21 protein-coding genes are annotated in these 23,561 nt (G+C 61.9%); 10 read left to right on the forward strand and 11 right to left on the reverse strand.

Annotated features, from left to right (window positions below; genetic code table 11):
- The first annotated feature begins 195 nt into the window (after nt 1-195).
- Together dinG and FSY59_RS09805 are read left to right on the forward strand one after the other, a co-directional pair.
- Nucleotides 196-2,367 (forward strand): ATP-dependent DNA helicase DinG, encoded by a 2,172-nt coding sequence (dinG, locus tag FSY59_RS09800; protein WP_148728889.1) that lies wholly within the window; start codon nt 196-198, stop codon nt 2,365-2,367.
- Complete coding sequence (locus tag FSY59_RS09805) at nt 2,364-2,810, forward strand: hypothetical protein (RefSeq protein ID WP_148728890.1); 447 nt, start codon at nt 2,364-2,366, stop codon at nt 2,808-2,810. Before dinG ends, FSY59_RS09805 begins: the two co-directional genes overlap by 4 nt.
- Nucleotides 2,811-3,835: 1,025 nt before the next feature.
- On the opposite strand, the gene FSY59_RS09810 is transcribed toward FSY59_RS09805, so the two are convergent.
- Together FSY59_RS09810 and FSY59_RS09815 are read right to left on the reverse strand one after the other, a co-directional pair.
- A complete protein-coding gene (locus FSY59_RS09810; protein ID WP_003059988.1) occupies nt 3,836-4,399 on the reverse strand; it encodes an acyloxyacyl hydrolase in 564 nt (187 codons plus the stop codon).
- A gap of 216 nt (nt 4,400-4,615) precedes the next feature.
- On the reverse strand, nt 4,616-5,167 hold the full coding sequence (locus tag FSY59_RS09815) for a Spy/CpxP family protein refolding chaperone (RefSeq protein WP_043375967.1): 552 nt from the start codon (nt 5,165-5,167) through the stop codon (nt 4,616-4,618).
- Between the two features lie 262 nt (nt 5,168-5,429).
- On the opposite strand from FSY59_RS09815, the gene FSY59_RS09820 reads away from it, so the two are divergent.
- Nucleotides 5,430-6,467 carry a recombination-associated protein RdgC gene (locus FSY59_RS09820; RefSeq protein WP_043370372.1) on the forward strand — a complete coding sequence of 346 codons (1,038 nt, stop codon included), beginning with the start codon at nt 5,430-5,432 and terminating at the stop codon, nt 6,465-6,467.
- 163 nt (nt 6,468-6,630) lie between these two features.
- On the opposite strand, the gene FSY59_RS09825 is transcribed toward FSY59_RS09820, so the two are convergent.
- The 3 genes from FSY59_RS09825 to FSY59_RS09835 form a co-directional block, all read right to left on the reverse strand.
- Complete coding sequence (locus FSY59_RS09825; RefSeq protein WP_003059983.1) at nt 6,631-7,818, reverse strand: acetyl-CoA C-acyltransferase family protein; 1,188 nt, start codon at nt 7,816-7,818, stop codon at nt 6,631-6,633.
- Between the two features lie 178 nt (nt 7,819-7,996).
- On the reverse strand, nt 7,997-8,491 hold the full coding sequence (gene cueR / locus FSY59_RS09830) for a Cu(I)-responsive transcriptional regulator (RefSeq protein ID WP_043370373.1): 495 nt from the start codon (nt 8,489-8,491) through the stop codon (nt 7,997-7,999).
- Between the two features lie 75 nt (nt 8,492-8,566).
- Nucleotides 8,567-8,761 (reverse strand): heavy-metal-associated domain-containing protein, encoded by a 195-nt coding sequence (locus FSY59_RS09835; RefSeq protein WP_003059978.1) that lies wholly within the window; start codon nt 8,759-8,761, stop codon nt 8,567-8,569.
- Between the two features lie 272 nt (nt 8,762-9,033).
- Here FSY59_RS09835 and FSY59_RS09840 point away from each other — a divergent pair, with 272 nt between their 5' ends.
- On the forward strand, nt 9,034-10,722 hold the full coding sequence (locus FSY59_RS09840) for a methyl-accepting chemotaxis protein (protein WP_050873117.1): 1,689 nt from the start codon (nt 9,034-9,036) through the stop codon (nt 10,720-10,722).
- A 136-nt stretch (nt 10,723-10,858) separates the two neighbouring features.
- On the opposite strand, the gene FSY59_RS09845 is transcribed toward FSY59_RS09840, so the two are convergent.
- The 3 genes from FSY59_RS09845 to FSY59_RS09855 form a co-directional block, all read right to left on the reverse strand.
- Complete coding sequence (locus tag FSY59_RS09845) at nt 10,859-11,977, reverse strand: alkene reductase (RefSeq protein ID WP_043370376.1); 1,119 nt, start codon at nt 11,975-11,977, stop codon at nt 10,859-10,861.
- A 334-nt stretch (nt 11,978-12,311) separates the two neighbouring features.
- Nucleotides 12,312-12,920, reverse strand: a complete 609-nt coding sequence (gene gstA, locus FSY59_RS09850; protein WP_148728891.1) for a glutathione transferase GstA — start codon at nt 12,918-12,920, stop codon at nt 12,312-12,314.
- Between the two features lie 108 nt (nt 12,921-13,028).
- On the reverse strand, nt 13,029-13,604 hold the full coding sequence (locus tag FSY59_RS09855) for an NADPH-dependent FMN reductase (protein WP_034400823.1): 576 nt from the start codon (nt 13,602-13,604) through the stop codon (nt 13,029-13,031).
- A gap of 256 nt (nt 13,605-13,860) precedes the next feature.
- On the opposite strand from FSY59_RS09855, the gene mnmG reads away from it, so the two are divergent.
- The 6 genes from mnmG (at nt 13,861) to FSY59_RS09885 (ending at nt 19,662) form a co-directional block, all read left to right on the forward strand.
- Entirely contained in the window at nt 13,861-15,825 is a 1,965-nt protein-coding gene (gene mnmG / locus FSY59_RS09860) for a tRNA uridine-5-carboxymethylaminomethyl(34) synthesis enzyme MnmG (protein WP_043370378.1), read from the forward strand.
- Nucleotides 15,822-16,481: a 16S rRNA (guanine(527)-N(7))-methyltransferase RsmG gene (gene rsmG / locus FSY59_RS09865; RefSeq protein ID WP_043370379.1), complete on the forward strand. Its 660-nt coding sequence runs from the start codon at nt 15,822-15,824 to the stop codon at nt 16,479-16,481. The genes mnmG and rsmG overlap by 4 nt, the downstream gene beginning before the upstream one ends.
- Before the next feature lie 240 nt (nt 16,482-16,721).
- Nucleotides 16,722-17,333, forward strand: a complete 612-nt coding sequence (locus FSY59_RS09870; protein ID WP_148728892.1) for a LysE family translocator — start codon at nt 16,722-16,724, stop codon at nt 17,331-17,333.
- A gap of 12 nt (nt 17,334-17,345) precedes the next feature.
- A complete protein-coding gene (locus FSY59_RS09875; protein ID WP_003059963.1) occupies nt 17,346-18,116 on the forward strand; it encodes a ParA family protein in 771 nt (256 codons plus the stop codon).
- Nucleotides 18,117-18,168: 52 nt separating this feature from the next.
- A complete protein-coding gene (locus FSY59_RS09880; protein ID WP_003059961.1) occupies nt 18,169-18,717 on the forward strand; it encodes an alpha/beta hydrolase in 549 nt (182 codons plus the stop codon).
- A gap of 15 nt (nt 18,718-18,732) precedes the next feature.
- On the forward strand, nt 18,733-19,662 hold the full coding sequence (locus FSY59_RS09885) for a ParB/RepB/Spo0J family partition protein (protein ID WP_003059960.1): 930 nt from the start codon (nt 18,733-18,735) through the stop codon (nt 19,660-19,662).
- A 66-nt stretch (nt 19,663-19,728) separates the two neighbouring features.
- On the opposite strand, the gene FSY59_RS09890 is transcribed toward FSY59_RS09885, so the two are convergent.
- The 3 genes from FSY59_RS09890 to FSY59_RS09900 all read right to left on the reverse strand — a co-directional run bounded on the left by FSY59_RS09890 (nt 19,729) and on the right by FSY59_RS09900 (nt 23,524).
- On the reverse strand, nt 19,729-20,502 hold the full coding sequence (locus FSY59_RS09890; RefSeq protein WP_003059958.1) for a class II aldolase/adducin family protein: 774 nt from the start codon (nt 20,500-20,502) through the stop codon (nt 19,729-19,731).
- 242 nt (nt 20,503-20,744) lie between these two features.
- The gene (locus tag FSY59_RS09895; RefSeq protein ID WP_003059957.1) at nt 20,745-22,031 is read right to left on the reverse strand and encodes a M20/M25/M40 family metallo-hydrolase; all 1,287 of its coding nucleotides are present in this window, start codon (nt 22,029-22,031) and stop codon (nt 20,745-20,747) included.
- A gap of 215 nt (nt 22,032-22,246) precedes the next feature.
- Entirely contained in the window at nt 22,247-23,524 is a 1,278-nt protein-coding gene (locus FSY59_RS09900; RefSeq protein WP_148728893.1) for an MFS transporter, read from the reverse strand.
- Nucleotides 23,525-23,561 lie beyond the last annotated feature (37 nt).

Here is a 23,561-nt window from a genome sequence, read left to right on the forward strand (position 1 = left end):
CAATGAACAAGTCATATACAAGCAGTGGAAAAGTTCTGCCTACGGACTCCCTCGGATACAGCTGTAGAACATACAGACTTCACCGATTTGTATGCCGTATTGCATAAGAAATTCAATCTTATTTAATACATATCTCTGTACGAATACTTATAAGTCGCAAGAGCACAGCGTCTTTGCGTCTCGAAAAACGCTGAAATGCATGAAAAAAAGTGGGCTGAAGAGGCCCTGAATTCCTTTGATGCCGTAGTCGGGGCCATGCCGGGATTTCGCAGTCGTGAAGGACAGCGAAAAATGGCGGCCCAGATCGCGCAAACGCTGAGCCAGGCGCAGCTCGGAAAAATCGATGAAGGCGAGCCGGAACCACGTCGCGCCATCGCCGTCGTACAGGCCGGCACCGGGGTCGGAAAATCGCTGGCCTACAGCATTCCGGCCATCCGCATGGCGCTGTCTCGCGGCACGCGGGTGCTGATCTCCACAGCCACGGTGGCCTTGCAGGAACAGCTGGTGAACAAGGATTTGCCGGCCCTGGCGCAAAAGCTGGACCAGCCTTTCAAATTCGCCCTGGCCAAGGGGCGTGGCCGCTTTGTCTGCAAGCTCAAGCTGGAGCGTCTGGCAAGCACGGGGGAAGCACAGGACGAAATGGACGATCTGTTTGGCGAGGAGCAGGGCCAGACCAAGTTCAGCCGCCCTCAGCACGAGCTGCAGGCCCGCATGCAGTTCTACAAATCCATGGCCGATGCACTGGCCACGGAGGCCTGGAACGGCGACCGTGACTCCCTGGAGACCCCGCCTGAGGCCGAGGCCTGGAGCCCCGTGGCAGCTGAGTCCTCTTCATGCACCGGAAAGCACTGCCCGGCCTTCGGCAGCTGCGTCTATTACGAGCGCCGAAAGGACCTGGTGGCGGCGCAAGTCATTGTCGCCAATCATGATTTACTGCTTTCCTCACTGGGCTCCAAGCTGCTGCCCGAGCTGGACAACTGTCTGCTGGTGCTCGATGAAGCCCACCACCTGCCCTCCACGGCTCTGGACCAGTTTGCCGGCGAGATGGATCTGAGCCGCCTGGGCTGGATCGACAAGCTGGCCAGCCGTGCGCTGCGCGTGAACCAGGTCGCTGAAGTCGAGGAACTGGCCGACGTGCCCAAGCATGCGGGTCAGCTGCGCCAGCAGATGCAGGAGCTGGCGCGACTGGTCATGGAGCACTATGGAGAGACGCTCAAATCGCAGAAAGACAGCTATGGGCCAGCCAGGGTACGGGCACCCCGCGGGGTGCTGCCAGAGGCGCTTCTGGAGCCTCTGGGACAGATTGCGCACCATGCCGACGGCTTTCTGGATGCGCTGCGCGCCGTCTCCAAGGCCCTGCGCGCCGAAATCAAGGAACAACCCGAGGAAGCACAGCGCCTGTCCACCGTCTATGCGCAGGTCGGCGCCCTGGCGCCCAGGCTGGAAGCCATTTTCAACACCACGCAATTGCTGCTGCAGAACAACGAGAGCGATGGCGACGGCAAGATGGTGCCCCATGCCAAATGGTTCACGCTGGAGATGGACGGCGAGTTCATCGTGGTCAAGGCCCATGCCAGCCCGATACAGCCCGGCTCCACCCTGCGCCAGCATCTGTGGTCGCAGGTGCGTGGCGCGGTGCTGACATCCGCCACGCTGACCAGTTGCGGCCATTTCGACTTCTTTCTGCGCGAAGCGGGACTGGCCAATGACGACTCCGTCACCACGCTGGAAGTGCCAAGTCCCTTCGACTATGCCCGCCAGGGCACGCTGGTGGCCCGTGAAACGGCCTCAGACCCGCGCGAAGCCGCACGCTTTACCGAGGAGATGGTCGAGGCCCTGTTGAACGATCTGAGCCGCATCCAGGCCGGCGCACTGGTGCTGTTCACATCCCGTGAGCAGATGCGGCAGGCCGTTGACGCGCTGTCCACCAGCATGCGCAACCAGGTGCTGGTGCAGACCGCCCTGCCCCGCCAGACCCTGCTGGCCCGCCACCGCGAGGCCGTGGCGATGGGCGAGCCCTCCATCATCTTCGGCATGCAGTCCTTTGGCGAAGGACTGGACCTGCCGGGAGCCCTCTGCGAGTCGCTGTTCATCACCAAGCTGCCTTTTGCGCCGCCCGACGACCCCGTTGGCGAAGCCAGAGCCGAATGGCTGCGCAGCAGCGGCCGCAACCCTTTCAACGAACTGGTGGTGCCGGCCACGGCCATCCGCCTGGCCCAGTGGGTAGGCCGTGCCATCCGGACCGAGGAAGACCAGGCCCATGTGTACTGCTATGACCGCCGTCTGACGGGCACCAGCTACGGCCAGCTGCTCATCAAGGGCCTGCCGCCTTTTACGCTGCAACGGCGCCCGGTCCGAGGGTCTTGAGTTCCGGTGCGAAACACGGCCTTGCCCAGGTGATTCAAGGCCGCATCCCGCTGTTTCGTGCCATTCCAGAGACCGTTTTTCGCTGTTCTCAAGTGCGCGGCAAGGTGGTTTTCTGCCCTGCCGCTGCACCCTCTTCGCGCCTCTCGAACCTGCTGCGGCGCACTCCGCGCATTTGTAATTTTTCTAACAGTTGCCTGGCACTGCGAGCAGCATCCAGCCTTTCCTGGCTGCCGACGCGCAAGGTCTTGCCCGAAGCAACACCGCCAGGCTTGTGCACCAGTGACCACCATGACTGGTGGGCAACTGCCGGCGTTCCTGGTTTCCGTTCCACCGACGGATGGCTGCAGTTTCCCAGAGCTTGCGCATCTGCTCCGGGTTCTGCTCCATGCAGAGGTGAAAAATTCTTTGAAAACAATGACCTATGGATCATTGAATTTTTTTGAATGAAGAAAGCGCAATGCTGGCTGATATCACTGGCCTACATTCCTCAAGAGTTTCCCCCAGCTGTTCATAACATTCTGTGGATAACAGGCACTTCAAAGACTCTTCGATGGGAATTTATCCCCACCTCCTGTCACTGAGGAGGCGCATCTTACGCCAATTTTTCGAGATCTGGCGCGTCAATCTTTCCAAAGCCGTTTTTTTCTGCACTTCCGTCTGAAGCAAAGGGATTGGCCCACCTGATCAGCCGCGATCGTGCGTGTTTCCGGATCTTGCTTGCGACTTCTGCTTCAGTTGTTCTTTAGAAGCTTTATAAAAATATAGTCGTAGTAGTAAGACTTGGCATCTGCTGTTGATAACTTACAAAAACCAAGGCAAATCAAGCATCTTCAGGGATGACAAACATGGAGACAAATGACGGTTGCTGCTGTCCTCGATTCATGAACAACTTTGCCTTCTTGCGCATTTTTGTGGAAAACATGGAAGTTGATATTGGCTTATCCACAGAAATTCATTTCCTCATTAATTCTTTATAAATTGCCTGTGTTCATTGATATATAAGCGTTATTTGCTATGTTTTTCATAGTGAATAACTGAGAAGAACATGATTGGGCACATTGGATTCCAAGGGTGTGATGTCGCAAGAACTGCTTGCCCGCTGATCTGATCGACATTTTTTTTATCCAGACCATCCCCGATTGCTGTGTAAACTTCGACCGCAGTTGTTATTTCTAGTCTTATCTTTTTAATTAGTAGTAATAGTAAGTGGCTCACTTAATTGTTGATAAGTAATTAATTTCATTAAGAATCAACAACTTGAACTTTGACAAAAGCTGTGCCCCTACATGGGCTGCCGATGTCCTGGATTTGGGAACAACTTTCCAGAAGCTTTCCTCTCTGTGGAAAACTGAAAAATTCACTTCGTTTTATCACCAGGTTTATTCACAGCTTGCGCGGTCGCTGAAAACCATGAAAAAAGCCGCCCGTTGGGCGGCCTGCTCGGTCCCGATATCGCGGGCTCAAAAATTCAGAAGTGGCGTGCGTATCGCAGCTGAAGAAAGTTCTCTCCCGGGTTGGGGCGTTTGATGCCTGCGTTGGACTGGTGCTCGAAGCGCAGACTGATTTCGTTTTTCAGTTGCTCGCCAAACAGGTAGCCGATGCCGATATGGCTGGCAAAGTTGTAGCGGGTCGAGAATTCCTTGTGGTCGCTGATGTAGCGGTGGTTGGTGGCATAGCTCAGGCCCAGTCCGGCTTGCAGGAACCAGGGCGACAGGCCTTGTGCGGGACGCCAGCGCAATGTGGGTTGTGCTCCCAGAACCCAGGTCGAGCGATTGCCGCCCTGGTAGTCGGAGGACCAGCGGCTGAGCGAGAGATCCCAGTAACCCGTCATCCGTCCCGGGCCCAGGGCGTAGCTCCAGTTCCAGGGGAGCATGATGCCGCCGGCCCAGCTGTCGGTGCCGTGCTCTGCCGAGCCGTATTGCAGATAGAGGGCAGTGGTCGAGGATTGCACAGGCTGTGCATGAAGCATGGGGCTTGCCAGGCTGATCAGTGTAGGGATTACAAGATTTGTTGCTAATTGCAGTTTTTTCATGTCAATTGCCCTCTAAATACTTGAAATCTGGTTGCGGTATCTATGCTCAGCCAATGCCTTGATTTCGCTCCCTCTGTGGATATGAATCTAGAAGCTTGTGAATAGATGCGCTGTCGGCAAGCGCTTGCGTTGGTAGTCAGCCAATTGACATCGAAATGTAAAAAAACCCCGGTCATGACGACCGGGGGCTTAGATGGGATGGTGATGGAAGCCGGCTTACTTGGCTGCCGGGGCAGGCGCTGCAGGGCGCTCCTGACCGGGTTTGCCGCCATGGTGGCCATGATGGTGGCCGCCACGCTGGTGATGCATGCGCAGGGTGGCCGTATCGAAGGTCTTTTTCTGCTCGGCATTGAGCTGGGCGTAGAAGGCCTTGGTGGCTTCGGCATGGCGGTCCATCTCGGCCATGCGCTTGCCGCGCATTTCACGCATCTTGTCGATGCGCTCGGGTGTGGTCAGCTTGGCAAAGGCTTCGCGGTCGCCGGGGGCAGGGCGTTCGCCGGGCTTCATGGCCTGGGTGTAGGTGGTCCAGGCAGTTTCCTGCGCAGGCGTCAGCTTCAGGTCGGCCTTGAGTTTCTCCATGCGCTGCTTCATATGCTCCATGCGGTCGCCGCGCTTGTCACCACGCTGGTGCTTGTGCGGCTCGGGCGCTTTCTGGGCGGCTGCAGGCTGCTCTGCGGGGGCTGTCTGGGCAAAGCTGGGCAGGCTCAGCGAGGCGAGCAGGGCGGTTGCAACAGCGGCTCCGGTCAGTGTCTGGCGAAAGCGGGTCATGTCTGTTTCCTTTTCTGTGGAAGTGGAAGAAGTGGCCGCCTGGTCTTGCTCCTGAATGGGCATTCGGTAGCGGATGACTGAAGTGTGGACCCCCCATGTTTCTAAGACGTGAGGTTTTGCAGCCGCTCTGTAAAGTATTGATAAGTTTGAGTGGCTGCGACTGCGCAACAATGGATGCATGGGCTGCGTTGGCGGCCGATTTTTTTCCGCGGGATCCAGCTGCAGGAGCTGGCGACGATTGAAGGTTTAGCAAAGGTTTTTGATGTTCAAGAACATGATTGTTTATCGCATTGCCGAGAGCTGGCAGGGTGATCTGCAGCTGCTGGAAGATGCGCTGCAAAAGACGGTGTTTGAGGAGTGCGGCGCGACCCAGGAGCGTTCCGTGGGCTGGGTGCCGCCGCGCGGCGAGCCCCATGGCCCGCTGGTGGAAAGCGTGGCCGGTCAATGGGTGATGCGCTTCATGAGCGAGTCCAAGATGCTGCCGGCCAGCGTGCTCAACCGCAAGGTCAACGAGAAGGCCGAGCACATCGAAAAGACCGAGGGCCGCAAGCCCGGCAAGAAGGAGAAGAAGGAGCTCAAGGACGAGGCCAAGCTGGACCTGCTGCCCATGGCCTTCACCAAGCAGGGCAGCATGTGGGTCTGGATCGATGCGCAGGCGCGCACGCTGGTGCTCGATACCAGTGCACAAGGCCGTGCCGACGAGATCGTGACGTTGCTGGTCGAAGGCCTGCCGGGCTTTGCGGTGGCGCTGCTGGATACGCAGACCAGTCCGCAGGCCGCCATGGCGCACTGGCTGATGACGCAGGAGCCGCCCGCCGGTTTTTCCATCGACCGCGAGTGCGAGCTCAAGGCCGCCGACGAGTCCAAGGCCGTGGTGCGTTATGCACGCCATCCGCTCGATATCGACGAGGTGCGCCAGCATATCGAGCATGGCAAGCTGCCGACCAAGCTGGCCATGACCTGGGATGACCGCGTGAGCTTTGTGCTCAGCGAAGGTCTGCAGATCAAGAAGATCGCGCTGCTCGATGCGGTGATGGATGGCCAATCCCAGGATGACGGCGGTTTCGATACCGATGTGACAATTGCCACGGGCGAGCTGTCGCGCCTGATTCCCGATCTGATCGAGGCACTTGGCGGGGAGGGGCGCACGGGTCTGGGCGACGGCCTGCCGGCATCGCTGTCGTCGGCGCCTGCGGCAGAGACTCTGCCCGTGCGTCTGGCACAGGGACGCGGCCAGGGCACGTTCACCGGCCCGGCCACAGCGCCCGCCGATAGCGCCCCGGAAGAGGCGCCCTTCTGACGCTATGGATGATGTAGCTGCTTGCGCTTTTCAATCAAGGATTTCAGTATTTATTGATGCTGAAATCAAGTGACAGCAAGCGCTAGGAGCTATCAAAAAAGGCCTGCCAGATCATTCCGGCAGGCCTTTTGCATGGGCGCTTCACGTGCCCGGAAACGCGGTATCAGACGCGCTCGAAAATCGCCGCGATACCCTGGCCGCCGCCGATGCACATGGTCACCAGCGCATAGCGGCCGCCGGTGCGCTGCAGCTCGTACAAGGCCTTGGTGGTGATGATGGCGCCGGTGGCACCCACGGGGTGGCCCAGGGAGATGCCGGAGCCGTTGGGGTTGACCTTGGCCGGGTCCAGAGCGAGCTCCTGAATCACGGCGCAGGCCTGGGCGGCAAAGGCTTCGTTGGCTTCGATCACGTCCATCTGCTCGATCTTCAGACCGGTGCGTGCCAGCACCTTCTGCGTGGCGGGGACCGGGCCGATGCCCATGTATGCGGGATCGACGCCGGCGTGGGCGTAGCCGACCAGGCGGGCAATGGGCTTGGCGCCCGAAGACTTCAGTGCCTGCTCGCTCATCATCAGCACGGCAGCCGCGCCGTCGTTGATGCCGGAGGCGTTGCCGGCGGTGACCGTGCCGCCTTCCTTCTTGAACGCGGGCTTCATGCCGGCCAGGGTGTCCAGCGTGGTGGCGGCGCGCACATGTTCGTCGGTGTCGAACAGCACCACGCCCTTGCGGCTGGCAATTTCCACGGGAACGATCTGTTCCTTGAAGCGGCCGGACTCGATGGCGGCAGCGGCACGCTGCTGGCTGATGACGGCCAGCTCGTCCTGCATCACGCGGCTGATCTTGTAGCGCTCGGCCACGTTTTCAGCGGTGATGCCCATATGCATTTTTTGCCAGGGATCGTGCAGGATGCCCAGCATGTAGTCGATGCTCTTGGCATCGCCCATGCGTGCGCCCCAGCGCGAGGCCATGTCGAAGTAGGGGCCGCGGCTCATGGATTCGGAGCCAGCACCGATTGCCACTTCGCAGTCGCCCAGCGCAATGGATTGCGCCGCCGAGACGATGGCCTGCAGGCCCGAGCCGCACAGGCGGTTGACGTTGTAGGCAGGGGTTTCGATGGAACAGCCAGCGTCCACGGCCGCCACGCGGGACAGGTAGGCGTCGCGCGTGTCGGTGGGGATGACGTTGCCCATCACCACATGGCCCACGGTGTCGGCGGCGATGCCGGCACGCGCAATGGCTGCCTTGACCACGGTGGTGGCCAGCTGGGCGTTGGGAACGTCCTTGAGGCTGCCGCCAAAAGTGCCGATGGCCGTGCGCGCGGCGCTGACCACGAAGATGTCTCTGGTGCTCATGGTTTGTCTCCTGCATTGATGGGCAATGCTTGTGCTTGAATGATTTGAAAGGATGAATGAGAGCAACCGCATTCATCGCACAGAGTATTCTGCAGTATTTGCTGCAGTGCAACATGTCTCGTTGTTGACGCCGCCCAGCGCGGGCCACGAGGGTTTCACGTGAAACCCGCAAGCCGTCTCAGGCCGCTGTCCTGCGCCGGGGCGCCGTGGGTTCATGGTGCGCCGGCGTCAGGTCGGTGTCGGCGCTGGCCAGGTCGTCGAGGATGGGGCAGTCCGGCCTGTCGTCGCCGTGGCAGCAATGCACCAGAGTCTGCAGCGTGCGCTGCATGGATTGCATGGCGGCAATGCGCTCTGTCAGCGTGGCGATGTGCTTTTGCGCAATGGCCTTGACCTGGCTGCTGGCGCGGCCCTGGTCCTGCCACAGGCCGAGCAGGGTGGCGATCTCGTCCATGGAAAAGCCCAGGTCGCGCCCGCGGCGAATGAAGCGAAGTGCGTGCACATCGGCTTCGGTGTATTGGCGATAGCCGCTGTCGGTGCGGTGCACGGGCGGCAGCAGGCCCAGCGCTTCGTAGTGACGCACCATGCGCGCAGAGACCCCGGCGCGGCGCGCGGCCTCGCTGATGACGACAGGCCAGTTCTGAGCGATTTTTGGTGTCGGTGGGTGCTTGGGCATGGCTAGTCCTGAAAAAACGCGCCAGCGGCCTTCTGATGCCTTGCGTGAGGTGCTGGCGCGGTGGGTGGGCAGCGTTCAGGCGACCTTGTAGCCTTCTTCGGCAATGGCCGCTGCCACGGCTTCGCGGCTGGCGCCGGTTTCGACTTCCACGCGGTTGGCGGCGCGGTCGATCTTGATCTGTGCCTGGGCATCGACGCCCTGGATGGCGTTGCTGACGGCACGCTCGCAGTGGCCGCAGGTCATGCCCTGAACTTCAAAAACTTGTTGCATGGATGGCTCCTTCAGAAAGTGAGTCGCCGGGCTGGCGGACTCGATGCCTTGAATGGTCAACCCTAACATCATGACAATGTCAAGCCTTTGACAAGACTTGGGTCCGGGCAGGGTTGATAAGCCGAAAAGTCTGCCGATAAGACGTTGTCATCTTGCAGATCGCCATGGCTTGGGCATCGCAGTCACGGGTTTTTCTCGGTGTCGGTGACAATCTGAAACAATTTGCAAGTTCTGGCCCGACAATGCCAGTCGTTCAAAGTGGAGAGAGATTCATGAGTCTGTTGGAAATGATGCGGGGCTTCACCATCCGCACGCGCATGATGGGCGCCATTGGTGTGGTGATGGTGTTGCTGGGCTTGCTGGGGGGCGCCGGGATGCTGGGCATGTTCCGCATCCAGGACATGAGCCAGGAGTTTCTGAGCAACGCCTTTGTCAAATCGGGCCATATGGCGCAGCTGCGCACCGAGCTGGGCGGCATCCGCTCCAGCGAGAAGGACATGGTCATCCAGTACGAAAAGCCTGAAGAGGTGCGCAAGGCCTATCAGCAATGGGTCATGTACATCGACAAGTCCAAGGCGACGCTGGGCAAGTTCGTGACCGACCAGAACGCGCAGGATGCGCAGCTGACCAAGAGCATCATTGGCCACCTCGACAGCTATCGCAAGCTGTTCGAGCCCGTTGCGCGGCAGCTGGAAGCCGGCGGCTATGACTCTGCGACGACGGCCAACCGCATGAGCGGCAAGGCCCTGGCCGAAGTCATGGAGGCCGACAAGCTGCTGGCGCAGCTGGACAAGCTGCTGCGCGAGCAGGCCGACGCGCTGGCTGCGGCCGAGCGCGACGTGGCCGACCAGACTCGCTGGATGTTTGTGGTGGCCGTGATCCTGGCGCTGGTGGTGGTGATTCCGCTGACCTTGCTCAATATGCTGTCCATCTGCCGCCCGCTTGAAGTGGCCCGCCAGATGGCACTGACGATTGCCGGTGGCGATCTGTCGCTCAAGGCCGAGGTCAGTGGCAAGGATGAGCTGACGGATCTGCAGCGCGCGCTGGACCAGATGCAGCAGTCGCTGGGCACCACGGTGGCCCAGGTGCGCGATGCCAGCGGCAATATCGCGACGGCCAGCCAGGAAATTGCCACGGGCAATCAGGATCTGTCGGCCCGCACCGAACAGACGGCCAGCAATCTGCAGGAAACCGTCGCCTCGCTGGCCCAGCTGACGGCCACGGTGCAGCAGACCGCATCGTCTTCGCAGCTGGCCAACCAGCTGGCTGCCTCGGCCTCTTCGACGGCTGTGCAGGGCGGCCAGATCGTCGGCCAGGCCGTCAACAGCATGCAGGAGATCTCGGCCTCCAGCCGCAAGATCGGCGACATCATCGGCCTGATCGATTCCATCGCTTTTCAGACCAATATCCTGGCGCTGAATGCGGCCGTGGAAGCCGCCCGTGCGGGCGAGCAGGGACGTGGTTTTGCCGTGGTGGCGGCCGAGGTGCGCAGCCTCGCCCAGCGCTCGGCCCAGGCCGCCAACGAGATCAAGTCACTGATCAGCACCAGCGTGCAGACCGTGGACGTGGGCGCGCGCCAGGTGGAGAGCGCCGGCAAGGCCATGCAGGAGACCGTGGACAGCGCTCAGCGCGTGGGCGACATCATTGGCGAGATCACGGCAGCGTCCAGCGAGCAGTCGCTGGGCATCAGCCAGGTCAACCAGGCCGTGGGCGATATCGACCGCATGACCCAGCAGAACGCGGCCCTGGTGGAAGAGTCGGCTGCCGCCGCAGAGTCGCTGCGCGAGCAGGCGGCGCGACTGGCCCAGTTGGTCAGCCAGTTCAAGCTGGCCGGCGGCGCGGTGCATGCCGCCCAGCGCAGCCCCAGAGCTGCGGCTCATCCCGGCATGGCGCCGGCGGCACTGGCTTCTGCCCAGGCGGCCTTGCCCGGCCAGAAGCAGCAGTTGCTCGAACAGGCCTGAGCCTTTAGAGCTCAAGCGCGTTCTAAGCGGCTTGCTCCGTCAAAAAGCCCGGTTGCAGCGATGCACCGGGCTTTTGTTTTTCACGCCATGGCTGCAGGCGCGATCGAAAAAAGGGTTGCAGCCGGATGGACGGTGCTTACTGGCTGGCGAGTGCAGGGTAGTCGGTATAGCCATCGGCGCCGCCCCCGTAGAAGCGTTCGCTGTTCCAGGCATTGAGCGGCAGGTCATCGTGCAGGCGGTGCACCAGGTCGGGGTTGGAGATATAGGCCTTGCCGAAGGCCACGACATCGGCATAGCCGCTTTCCACGGCGCGCATGGCCAGCTCGCGGTCATAGCCGTTGTTGACCATCCAGGCGCCCTTGCCGCCCGCAGAGCGATAGGCCTGCTTGAGTGCCTGATAGTCGAAGGGGCGATCTGCGAGCTCGCGCGGACCGCCTGTAGCGCCTTCGATCACGTGGATATAGGACAGGGCCAGCGGCGCGAGCTGGCGCACCAGATACTCGAACAGCGCCTGCGGCTGCGCGTCCACGATGTCGTTGGCCGGCGTGACCGGAGAGATGCGGATGCCGACCTTGCCGGCACCGATGGCATCGGCCACGGAGCGCACGCATTCCAGCACCAGGCGAGCCCGGTTTTCGATGCTGCCGCCGTAGTCGTCGCTGCGCTGGTTGGTGCCGGTCTTGAGGAACTGGTCGAGCAGATAGCCGTTGGCTGCATGCAGTTCCACGCCATCGAAGCCAGCCGACTGCACGGCCTCGCGTGCGGCGGTGGCGAAGCTGTGAACTATCTCCGGCAGCTCCTGCTGCTCGAGCGCACGTGGCGCCGAGGTGGCGACGAACTGGCCTTGTCCCGTCTCGCGGTCGATCACAAAGGTCTTGGAGCGGGCCGTCAGCGCCGAGGGCGCGACCGGCGCCTGCAGGTCGGGTTGCAGCACGGTATGGGAAATGCGGCCCACATGCCAGAGCTGGGTGACGATGCGCCCGCCCTTGGCATGCACAGCATCGGTGACTTTCTTCCAGGCCTGCAGCTGCTCCTGGCCATAGAGACCGGGTACATCGGCATAGCCCTGTCCCTGATGGCTGATGGCCGTGCCTTCGCTGATCAGCAGCCCGGCAGAGGCGCGCTGGACATAGTAGGTCTGCATCAGCGGCGTGGGGACTGCGTCGGGAGCGCGGTTGCGCGTCAGCGGGGCCATGGCAATGCGGTTGGGCAGATGCAGGCTGCCCGCTTCAATCGGGTCGAACAATGAGGTCATGCAGAACTCCAGATGAAAAAAAGCTCGGTGGGTACCGAGCTTAGAACGTGTTGACGATCTCCTCGCGCCGCGACAGAGGTTTTGCGGGATGGTATGCAAGGCGCGATACCGCAGCAATAGCCGTGCTATTGCGAGGATTCGCAACGCCGCAGACCGCCCGCAAAGCCCCTGTCCCGAAGGGTTGGAGCGCAATCGGGCGATTTCTGTGCGCTGACTCTTGCTTGCACCCCGGTGCAAGCAGCGAGCCATCGCTTCGAACTCATCCCGATTGCGCTCCAACGCGGCTGCGTAGAGATCGTCAACACGTTCTCAGTTTGCATGGGTGTCAAAAAACTTACTTCAGCAAGCCTTCTGCCTTCATGGCGGCCTGTACGGCGGGACGCGCCAGAATGCGTTCGCGGTAGGCCTGAATGTTCTCGAGCTCGGAGATGTCCAGGCCCACGAACTGGGCCCAGCCCGTGACCGTGAAAAAGTAGGCATCGGCCACGGTGAACTGATCGCCCATCAGATAGCTCTTGTTGGCGAGCTGCTCGTTGACCCAGGCCAGGCGCTTGAGCACGCTGGCGCGCGCCAGGGGCTTGTAGTCCTCTGGCGTTGCCGGATTGAACAAGGGGCCGAAGCCCTTGTGCACCTCGGTGCTGATGAAGTTCAGCCATTCCTGCAGGTGGTAGCGGGCCACGGTGCCGTTGGCGGGCGCCAGGTTTTTCTCGGGAGCCAGGTCGGCCAGGTACTGAACAATGGCCGGACCTTCGCGCAGGGTGTCGCCGCTGTCCAGCACCAGAAAGGGCACATAGCCCAGCGGATTGATGCCGTAGTAATCCGTTCCGTCCTGGAGCTTGTGGCTCTTGGTGCTGACCATCACGGTTTCATGCTGCAGCTCTGCTTCGTGCAGCACGATATGCGGAGACAGGGAGCAGGCGCCGGGGCTGTAGTAAAGCTTCATGGTGAGTGGCTCTCTATGCAAAGAAAAGACAAGCGCCCATGCTAAACCGGTTGCATGTCATATGCATATCCAGCCGACAGCAAGTAGTCCGTATCCGTGGGGGATTGCTCAGCCCAGGCGCCCCGCAGCCCACAGCACCTGCTGTACCAGTGCCTCCATGCCTTGCTGGTTCTGTGCGCGCAGCAGATGACCCTGCTCATCGAAGGCCTCGGCCGCCTGGCTCACGGCATGGCTGCGCGGTGCCACCCAGCATTCCAGATTCAATAGCAGCGCAGCGAGGTGAGACTGGGCTCTGAGGCCTCCAAGCCCTCCGGGCGAGGCGCTGGCCATGCCGACGACCTTGTTGCGAAACGGCAGGACGCCATCGGACCACTGTGCGTCGCCCTTGACCGGGCTGGAGGCCCAGTCGATCGCATTCTTGAGCAGGGCAGGGTAGCTGCCGTTGTATTCGGGGCTGCAGACAATCCAGGCCGCATGGCTGTGCATGGCCTGCTTGAGGCGAATGACATCGGCAGGTGTGCCCTGCGCTTCGAGGTCGGCGTTGTAGAGCGGAATGTCGTAGTCCGACAACTCCAGCAGGCTGGGCTCTGCACCTTGCTGCCGGGCGATGGAGGCGGCCACCTTGGCCAGCTTGCGGTTGTACGAGTCTTGGCGGGTACTGCCCGCAAAAATGAGGATTTGCATGCAGTCATTGCAGCACAGAGCGATTGCATTTTTCATGCGTAGGCAGGGCCATCAGGGCAAACATCTAGGCCGTGGCTCTGGTTGCCATGTTTCACGTGAAACCCCCCTGCCAAGGCATTGTTGCGCCAATGGTGGGAAAATTGCAGGTTCCCCGCAGGGCTGGACATGGCGCGAAAACATGTCCGCCTGCCATGAGAGCCGAGGCATGGTTGCCTCGTGCAGGGGGCAAGGGCCGGGCTTGGCCCGGAGCAGAAATATGTTGTACCCACAGGAATTTGACGTGATCGTGGTCGGTGGCGGCCACGCCGGCACCGAGGCCGCGTTGGCCGCTGCACGCATGGGCAGCAAGACATTGCTGCTGACCCACAATATCGAAACCCTGGGGCAGATGAGCTGCAATCCCAGCATCGGCGGCATCGGCAAGGGGCACCTGGTCAAGGAGGTCGATGCCCTGGGCGGTGCCATGGCCCTGGCGACCGACAAGGGCGGTATCCAGTTCCGCATCCTGAACAGCTCCAAGGGCCCGGCCGTGCGTGCCACGCGTGCCCAGGCCGACCGCATTCTGTACAAGGCGGCGATTCGCGAGATGCTGGAAAACCAGCCCAATCTCTGGCTCTTCCAGCAGGCCGTGGATGATCTGATGGTGGAGGGCGACCGCGTGGTCGGTGCCGTCACCCAGGTGGGCCTCAAGTTCCGCAGCCGCACCGTGGTGCTGACCGCGGGCACCTTCCTCGACGGCAAGATCCATGTGGGCCTGAACAACTATGCCGCAGGCCGTGCGGGCGATCCACCGGCCGTGAGCCTGTCGGCACGCCTGAAGGAGCTCCAACTGCCTCAGGGCCGCCTGAAGACCGGCACGCCGCCGCGCATCGACGGCCGCAGCATCGACTTCAGCCAGTGCGAGGAACAACCCGGCGACGGCATGCCTGGCGGCGTGAACGAGGGTGAAGTGCCCGTGTTCAGCTTCATGGGCAACCGTGCGATGCACCCCCGGCAAATGCCTTGCTGGATCACGCACACCAATGCGCGCACGCACGAGATCATCCGCAGCGGCTTTGATCGCAGCCCCATGTTCACAGGCAAGATCGAAGGCGTGGGTCCGCGTTACTGCCCCAGCGTGGAAGACAAGATCAACCGCTTCGCGGACAAGGAAAGCCACCAGATCTTTCTGGAGCCCGAAGGCCTGACCACGCACGAGTTCTACCCCAACGGGATCTCCACCAGCCTGCCGTTCGACATTCAGTACGAACTGGTGCGCAGCATGAAGGGGCTGGAGAACGCCCATATCCTGCGCCCAGGCTATGCCATCGAGTACGACTACTTCGATCCGCGCTCGCTCAAGAGCAGCTTCGAGACCAAGCAGATCCAGGGCCTGTTCTTTGCGGGTCAGATCAATGGCACGACCGGCTATGAAGAGGCGGCCGCCCAGGGTCTGTTCGCGGGCCTGAACGCAGCACTGCAGTGCCGTGGCGAAAGCCCCTGGATGCCGCGCCGTGACGAGGCCTATCTGGGCGTGCTGGTCGACGATCTGATCACCAAGGGCGTGACCGAGCCCTACCGAATGTTCACCAGCCGCGCCGAGTTCCGCCTGCAGCTGCGTGAAGACAATGCCGATATGCGCCTGACCGAAGCGGGTCGCCAGATGGGACTGGTCGATGATGTGCGCTGGGATTCCTTCAGCCGCAAGCGCGATGCTGTTTCACGTGAAACAGAGCGCCTCAAGTCGACCTGGGTGAACCCGCGTGTCGTTGCAGCAGAAGAGTCAGAGCGCGTGCTGGGCAAGGCCATGGAGCGCGAATACAACCTGTTCGACCTGCTGCGTCGCCCCGGTGTGGATTACGACAAGCTCATGGGCATGAACCAGGGCAAGTACGCCAGTGCTGATGTGCAGCCCGAGGCTCTGGGTGAGCTCAGTGACCCGGTGATCGAGCAGGTGGAGATCGCCGCCAAGTATTCTGGCTATATCGACCGCCAGAAGGATGAAGTCGAACGCGCTGCCCATTTCGAGCGTCTGCGTCTGCCGCTGGACTTCGACTATATGCAGGTGGCAGCGCTGTCCTTCGAGGTGCGCCAGAAGCTGCAAAAGCACAGGCCCGAAACCCTGGGTCAGGCTTCGCGTATTTCGGGGGTGACGCCGGCAGCGATCTCGTTGCTCATGGTGCATCTGAAAAAAGGCGGCTTCAAAGGCTTTGCCACTCAGAACGAAGAGGCTTCCGCATGAGCCAGGTTTTGCGTACCCAGCTGGAGCAGGGCGTTCAGGCACTGAAGCTGGATCTGGCCCCGGCCCAGATCGATCTGCTGATGTCCTTCATGGATCTGCTGCAGAAGTGGAACAAGGTCTACAACCTGACGTCGGTGCGTGATCCCCAGGAGATGCTGACGCATCACCTGCTCGACAGCCTGGCTGCCGTGCCCGCCTTGCTGCGACATGTGAGCAGCCTGCGGGTGGAGGAGGGCAAGCGTCTGCCGCTGCTGGACGTGGGCTCGGGCGGTGGTCTGCCTGGTGTGGTGTTTGCCATCTGCTGCCCGCAGATCGATGTGAACTGTGTGGATACCGTGGGCAAGAAAGCCGCTTTCATCCAGCAGGTGGCTGCATCCTTGCGCCTGCCCAATCTGCGCGGCATTCATGACCGGGTGGAAAACCTCAAGACCCAGTACCCGGTCATCAGCTGCCGCGCCTTTGCGTCCCTGGTGGATTTCACCACCTGGTCACGCAAGGCTCTGGCCGAGGACGGCATCTGGTTTGCCATGAAGGGCAAGCACCCCGATGAGGAAATTGCTGCGCTGCCTGCCGACGTGAAGGTGTTTCACGTGGAACCATTGCAGGTTCCCGGCCTGGATGCGGAGCGCTGCGTGATCTGGTTGAAAATTAAGTAACCGCCCTGAGCGGCGCGTTGCCGCTTCCCCCTGGAAGGGGGGCGACGCCTGCGCCGCAGGGCGGCGGAGTCGCCTAGGCCTTTGTTCGGCGTCTTCGACCTTGGCTGGCAAATGTCGAAGTCGCTGGCCACGGTGAAAACCGTTTTTTTTACACACCGTATCGGACAACATCTGCGCAATGCAGATGCGCCGGTCATGGCCCTCGCATAAACTTGCTGTTTTCCATCGCGCAGGGTTTGAATGTTTGGCATCTCTGATTACGGCGCTTTTGCAGCCGCCGTTACCGTTTTCTTGCTGATCCCTGGACCAGGCAATCTGGCCTTGATTACCTCTACGGGCAAGGGCGGATGGAGAGCGGGCCTTGCATGCTGCCTGGGTGTGATGGCTGCCGACCAGGTGCTGATGTGGCTGGCCGTGGCCGGTGTGGCGGCGGTGCTGGCCGCGTATCCGGCGGCCTTTCACGCCGTCCAATGGGTGGGTGCGGCCTATCTGGCCTGGCTGGGCTACAAGCTGCTTACGGCCAGGCCCGGCGATGCGCCGGCCATCGAAATCCAGCCGCGCCGGTATTTCCGCCAGGGTGCTCTGATCACCCTGATGAACCCCAAGGCCATTGTGTTCTACATGGCGTTCTTTCCCATGTTCGTGGACCCGGCCCGGCATCAGGGCGCCATCACCTTTGGCGTGATGGCTGCCACGGTGGCGGCAATTACCTTTATCTACAGCGTCATCGTGGTGACGCTGACCACGGTGCTGGCAGAGCGTCTGCGTGCCAGTCCGGCCGTGGTGAAGTGGCTGGAAAAAACAGCCGGTGTGTTTCTGATCGGTTTTGGCCTCAAGCTGGCCGCCAACTAAAAGAGAAGTTCAATGGCCAAAATTTTCTGCGTTGCCAATCAAAAGGGTGGAGTGGGCAAGACAACGACCACGGTCAATCTTGCCGCCGGTCTGGCCAAGGTCGGCCAGCGCGTGCTGCTGATCGACCTGGACCCACAGGGCAATGCCACCATGGGCTCCGGCGTGGACAAGCGCGCGCTGGAGTTGACGGTCTACGACGTGCTGCTGGAAAACGCCAGCGTCAAGGAAGTAGCCCAGAAGTCCGAGCAGGTCGGCTATGACGTGCTGGGTGCCAACCGCGAGCTGTCGGGTGCCGAGATCGAGCTGGTCTCGCTGGAGCGCCGCAACGAGCGCCTCAAGACGGCGCTGCAGGCCGTGGCTGCCGACTATGACTTCGTGCTGATCGACTGCCCGCCTTCGCTGTCCATGCTGACCCTGAACGGTCTGTGCTCGGCGCATGGCGTGATCGTGCCCATGCAGTGCGAGTACTTTGCACTGGAAGGCCTGACCGATCTGGTCAACACCATCAAGCAGGTGCATGCCAATATGAACCCCGACCTGCAGATCATCGGTCTGCTGCGCGTGATGTTCGATCCGCGCACCACGCTGCAGCAGCAGGTCAGCGACCAGCTCAAGGAGCATTTCGGCGACAAGGTGTTCGATACCGTGATCCCGCGCAATGTGCGCCTGGCCGAGGCCCCCAGCTACGGCCTGCCCGGCGTGGTGTTCGACGCCTCGGCCAAGGGCAGCAAGGCCTTTGTCGAGTTTGCCGAAGAGATGGTGCGACGCATCAAGAAAATGTGAGTGTTTCACGTGAAACAGCTCCCCGTCCCCCATCGAACCATCGCCAACGACCATGACCTCTGAAGCACTGAACCCGCAGCATGTCTGGCTGCTGCCCGGCTGGCAGAATTCCGACCCCGGCCACTGGCAGAGTCTGTGGCAGGACCGGTACGGCTACCAGCGGCTGGAGCAGCATAGCTGGCAGCATCCGCTGCGCGGTGACTGGAGCATTCGCCTGCAGGAAACCGTGCTCGACGCTCCCGCCCCCGTGACGCTGGTGGCGCACAGCCTGGGCTGTATTCTGGTGGCATGGTGGGCGGCGCATTCTCAGGTCGCGAAGACCAAGGTGCGCGGCGCTCTGCTGGTTGCCCCCGGCGATACGGAGCAGGAGAGTCTGCGCGGCGTGCTGCCGGGCTGGTCGCCTGTGCTGCTGCAAAAGCTGCCCTTCCCGTCGATACTGGTGGGCAGCGAGAACGACCCCAACTGCTCTGTGGCACGCGCACAGACCATGGCACAGGGCTGGGGCAGCCGTTTTGTGAGTGCGGGTGCCGCAGGCCATGTCAACACGGCCAGCGGACTGGGACTGTGGGAAGCCGGGCATGAGCTGCTGCTCTCCCTTTAAAGAAAGAATTCAGCAATGGTGACTAAGAAACCCAAGGGCCTGGGACGTGGTCTGGAAGCCCTGCTGGGCCCCAAGGTCAGCGAAGCAGAGCAGGTCGCAGCGAGCGGGTCTCAGGCCAATCTGCCGAGCACCCTGGCACTCAATGTGATGGTGGCCGGCCAGTACCAGCCGCGCACCCGCATGGACGAAGGCGCCTTGTACGAGCTGGCCGAGAGCATCAAGGCCCAGGGCATCATGCAGCCGATCCTGGTGCGCCAGCTCTCCCGGGGCGACAACGCCGGCAAGTACGAAATCATTGCCGGCGAACGGCGCTTCCGTGCCGCGCATATCGCGGGTCTGTCCGAGGTGCCAGTGCTGGTGCGCGAAGTGCCCGACGAGGCAGCGGCGGCCATGGCACTGATCGAGAACATTCAGCGCGAAGACCTCAATCCGCTGGAAGAGGCGCAGGGTCTGGCCCGCCTGGTCAAGGAGTTCGGCCTGACCCACGAGCAGACCGCGCAGGCCGTGGGCCGCTCGCGCAGTGCTGCCACCAATCTGCTGCGCCTGCTGAATCTGGCCGAGCCCGTGCAGACCATGCTGATGGCCGGCGATATCGACATGGGCCATGCGCGGGCGCTGCTGACGCTGGACCGTGCCACCCAGATCACGGCCGGCAACCAGATCGCGGCCAGGAAGATGTCGGTGCGCGAGGCCGAGTCGCTGGTCAAGAAGATCGGTGCCGAGTTCAATCTGACGCGCCAGAAGGCCAAGAAAGATGGCAAGTCGCGCGACGTGAAACGCATCGAGGAAGAGCTGTCCGACCTGCTCACCGCCGATGTCGAGGTGCGCATCAAGAAGACCGTGCGCCGCCACGGCAAGCAGCAGGAAATGGGCGAGATCGCCATCCAGTTCGGCTCGCTTGACGAACTCAACGGCCTCATCGAAAAGCTGCGCGGCGAAGTCTGATTCTTGGGCCCAAGCAAGCGAAAAGAGCATCCACAGGATGCTCTTTTTCTGTGCGCGCGCAGCAGCTCAGCTGCGGTAGCCGGGGTCGATTCGTTCGAGCTTGCGCAGCAGGGCAGGCCAGGCAAACTGGCCGCCCATTCCGCCGGTCTGCACCTTCATGGCCTGGGCGATGCCTTGCAGGATCTGCGGGTCGACCTCGGTCAGTTCGGTGCCGCCGGACTGGGCCGCGATCTGGATCTGGCAGGCGGACTCGAAGACGTACATGGACAGAAAGGCATCGGCAATCGTGGCGCCGCAGGTCAGCAGACCGTGGTTGCGCAGCATGAGAAAGTTGGCCTCGCCCATGTCGGCCAGCAGACGCGGCTTCTCGTCCTCGCGAAAGGCCACGCCCTCGTAGACGTGGTAGGCCAGGGACCCCAGGACAAAAGTGCTTTGCTGGCTGATGGGCAGCAGCCCCTGCTTCTGGGCCGCCACGGCCACTCCGGCGCGCGTGTGGGTATGGATCACGCATTGCGCATCGGCGCGGGCCTCATGCACGGCGCTGTGGATGACGAAGCCGGCCGGGTTCACGGGGAAGGGCGACTCCATGAGCTTGTTGCAGCCCAGATCCACCTTGATCAGCGAGGAGGCCGTGATCTCGTCAAACATCAGCCCGTAGGGGTTGATGAGAAAGTGATGCCCGGGGCCCGGCAACCGCGCGCTGATGTGGGTGAAGACCAGATCGCTCCAGCCGTACAGCGCCACCAGCCGGTAGCAGGCGGCCAGGTCCACGCGCAACTGCCATTCCTCGGGGCTGACCAGATGCCGGACGCTGGGGATGTTCAAAGGCTCTTGGCTCACGGCGACTCTCCTTCATCGTTGATCCGATGAATGTAGACACTCGTGCGCCGGCGGTCTGTTGGCTAGGCGACAGAACCTTGGAAACTCGGGTGAGGCTGGCGGTGGCAATGCCCGTGGCAGGTGCTGGCCCGAGCCCGGAAGAATAAAAAAACAGGAGCTTGCAACGCAAGCTCCTGTTGATTTTCAGATCGCTTCTATACTTAAACCGAAGCAGATGATACGAAAGCAGCTATCAAAAGCGCTTACTTGATCTGGCCGCGCGACAGGTCCTGGATCATGCGGGCGGCCAGATACAGGCGCGGTACGATGGTGTTGATCTGCACGTATTCGGCATCGTTGGAATGTGCGCCATAGCCCGACAGGCCGAAGCCCTCGATCACGCCGCCCTTGGCCTTGAGGGCCGCAAAAGCCGCATCCGTGCCGCCGCCCGTGGCCTTGTCCATGACCTTCATGGGCAGCTTCAGCTCCTGCTCATAAATGCCCTGGGCATGGGCCGCCAGCTTGCGTGCTGTGGCATTGGCTTCCAGCGGCGGGCGGCGCACCTCGAACTTCAGCTCCACCTTGCTGGCGGGGAGCAGCTTGCTGCCGATCTTGTCCTGCATGGCTTTTTCCAGCGCCGTGAAGTCGGCCACGCGCAGCGCGCGGGCATCGGCCTGGGCCGTTGCTTCGGCGGGAACCACATTGCGGTTGGTGCCGGCCTTGGACACCGTCCAGTTGAGCTTGAGGCCGTCCTGTGGCTGGGACAGATCCTTCATCTGCAGCAGCTGATGCGACAGCTCGTACAGCGCATTCACGCCGTCCTCGGGCTTGGCGCCCGCATGCGATGCCTTGCCCGTGACCTTGAGGTAGGCGGCGCCGATGCCGCTGGTGGCCAGGCGCAGGCTGCCGTCGGTGCCGCCGCCCTCAAAGCTGAAAACGGCGTCCTGCTCGGCCCCCAGGCGGGTGATGGTGCTGCGCGCGCCGGGCGAGCTGATTTCCTCGTCGCCGTTGATCAGCACCGTGAGCGTGCCGTAGTCCTCGATGCCCAGCTTCTTGAGCAGGGGCATGATATGCATGATCAGGGCCACGCCCTGTTTGTCGTCGGCAATGCCCAGGCCATAGGCCTTGTCGCCGTCGACGCGGAAGGGCTGGTCCTTGAGCATGCCGGGCAGATAGACGGTGTCCATATGCGCGATCATCATGATGCGGCTGCTGCCCTTGCCCTTGAATTCGGCATGCACCATGGGGCCGACCTTCTCGGGCGTGTCATCGAGGCGGTAGATGTCGCTGGGCTCGATGATCTCGACCTTGCCGCCCTGGGCGCGCAGCTTGCCGGCAATGTATTCGGCAATCTTCTTCACGCCCGCCACATCCTTGCTGCCGGACTCGATATGCACCAGATCGCGCAGCGTATCCAGGTAGGGCTGCTGCTCCTTTTTCGCATGCTCCAGCCATTCGGCCTGAGGGGCAGCCTGGGCAGAGCCGAAGGCCAGCACCAGGGCCAGGGGCAGGGCGCGCAGCAAAGGGGCAGAGGGCGTGTTCCAACGCATAGAAGTTCTCCTTGAGGGGGGGCGGGCCGCTCCCGGATAGGGCTACGGCAGGAAAGGCGGCGTGATGCACCGCTCAGGGAATTCAGCTTAGCAGCCGCGTTTGCGGCCTCAGCGCTGATGGACTAGGGATAAATACCAGGGTAACTTGATTTCTCGCGGCGACAAAAAAGCCCTGCTGCTTGCGCAGGCAGGGCTTGGTCGGTTGTGCCTGCTGCTCAGGCCGCGGCCAGATGGGCCTTGGTCTTCTTGCTCACACCGTCGCCGACGATGACGGCCGAAACCACGGACAGCACCAGCGCAATCGCCGAGCCGTAGAACACGGCATTTGTCATCTGGTGGTCCAGCATGTAGCCGAAGACCGGCGCGGCCAGGCAAAAGCCCAGATCCAGGCCGGAATACACCGTGCCGTAGACACGGCCCGTGGCGCCGGGGGGCGCTGCACGCTTGATCAGCATGTCGCGCGAGGGGCCGGCCAGGCCCGTGCCCAGACCGGCGATGGACGCCACGATCACGGCCGCCATGCCGGGCAGCCAGCCCGTGCCGACGACAAACAGCAGCAGGCCCGAGCCCAGCATGCAGATGGAGATCACCTTCTCCAGCCGCTGCACGCGGCCGACCAGAAAGCCGCCCACCACCATGCCTGCAGCGCCGCACAGCATATAGCCGGTGACGATCAGCGCCGTCACGGACAGCGGCAGGCCATACATGGATTGCAGGGCCGGGCTGGCAAAGCTCTGGATGGCGCTGAGCGCGCAGGTGCTCCAGAAGAAGAAGGAAAAGCACAGCCATACCGATGGCAGCTTCATGAAGGCCATAGGGTGTTCCTGCGGGGCGGCAACGGTACCGGCGGCGGGCTTGGCGGCCGCGCCGGCGGCTTCGGCACGGTCGTCGAGTGCGTCGCGGTTGAAGACCATGATGGCCAGCACCACGGCGGCACAGATGGCGCCGCACAGGCAGGCCAGACGCCAGGAGCCCGTGGCCGTGGTGATGCCGGCCATGAACAGCGGCGCCAGCGCCCAGCCGATATTGCCCGACAGGCCGTGCACCGAGAACGCATGGCCTATGCGCTGCTGCGACACGCGCTTGTTGAGGATGGTTAAGTCCACGGGGTGGAAAGGCGCATTGCCCAGGCCCGCAAAAAAGGCTGCGGCCAGCAGCATGCTGTAGCCCTGCGCGGTGCTCGCAATCAGGCCGGCCACGACAAAGCTGCCGAGGGCGGCAAACAGGATGGGACGGGCACCAAAGCGGTCTACGGCAAAGCCGGCCAGCGCCTGGCCGGTGCCGGAGACGATGAAGAACAGCGAGACCATGACGCTGAGCTCGGCATAGCTGTAGCCGAATTCCTGGATCAGCCAGGGGAACAGCGGCGGCAGCAGCAGGTGGAAGAAGTGCGACGAGCCATGGGCCAGGCCGATGAGGCCGATGGTGCGCGCATCACTGCGCAGTGTCTCTGGCGCCTGGTTTTGGGGTGTTGTGGAGGCAGGGCGGTTCATATATCGCATCTTAGGCAGAGCGGTCTCGTCTTGTATG

The organism is Comamonas sp. Z3 (assembly GCF_008121565.1).
Classification (GTDB): domain Bacteria; phylum Pseudomonadota; class Gammaproteobacteria; order Burkholderiales; family Burkholderiaceae_C; genus Comamonas; species Comamonas brasiliensis.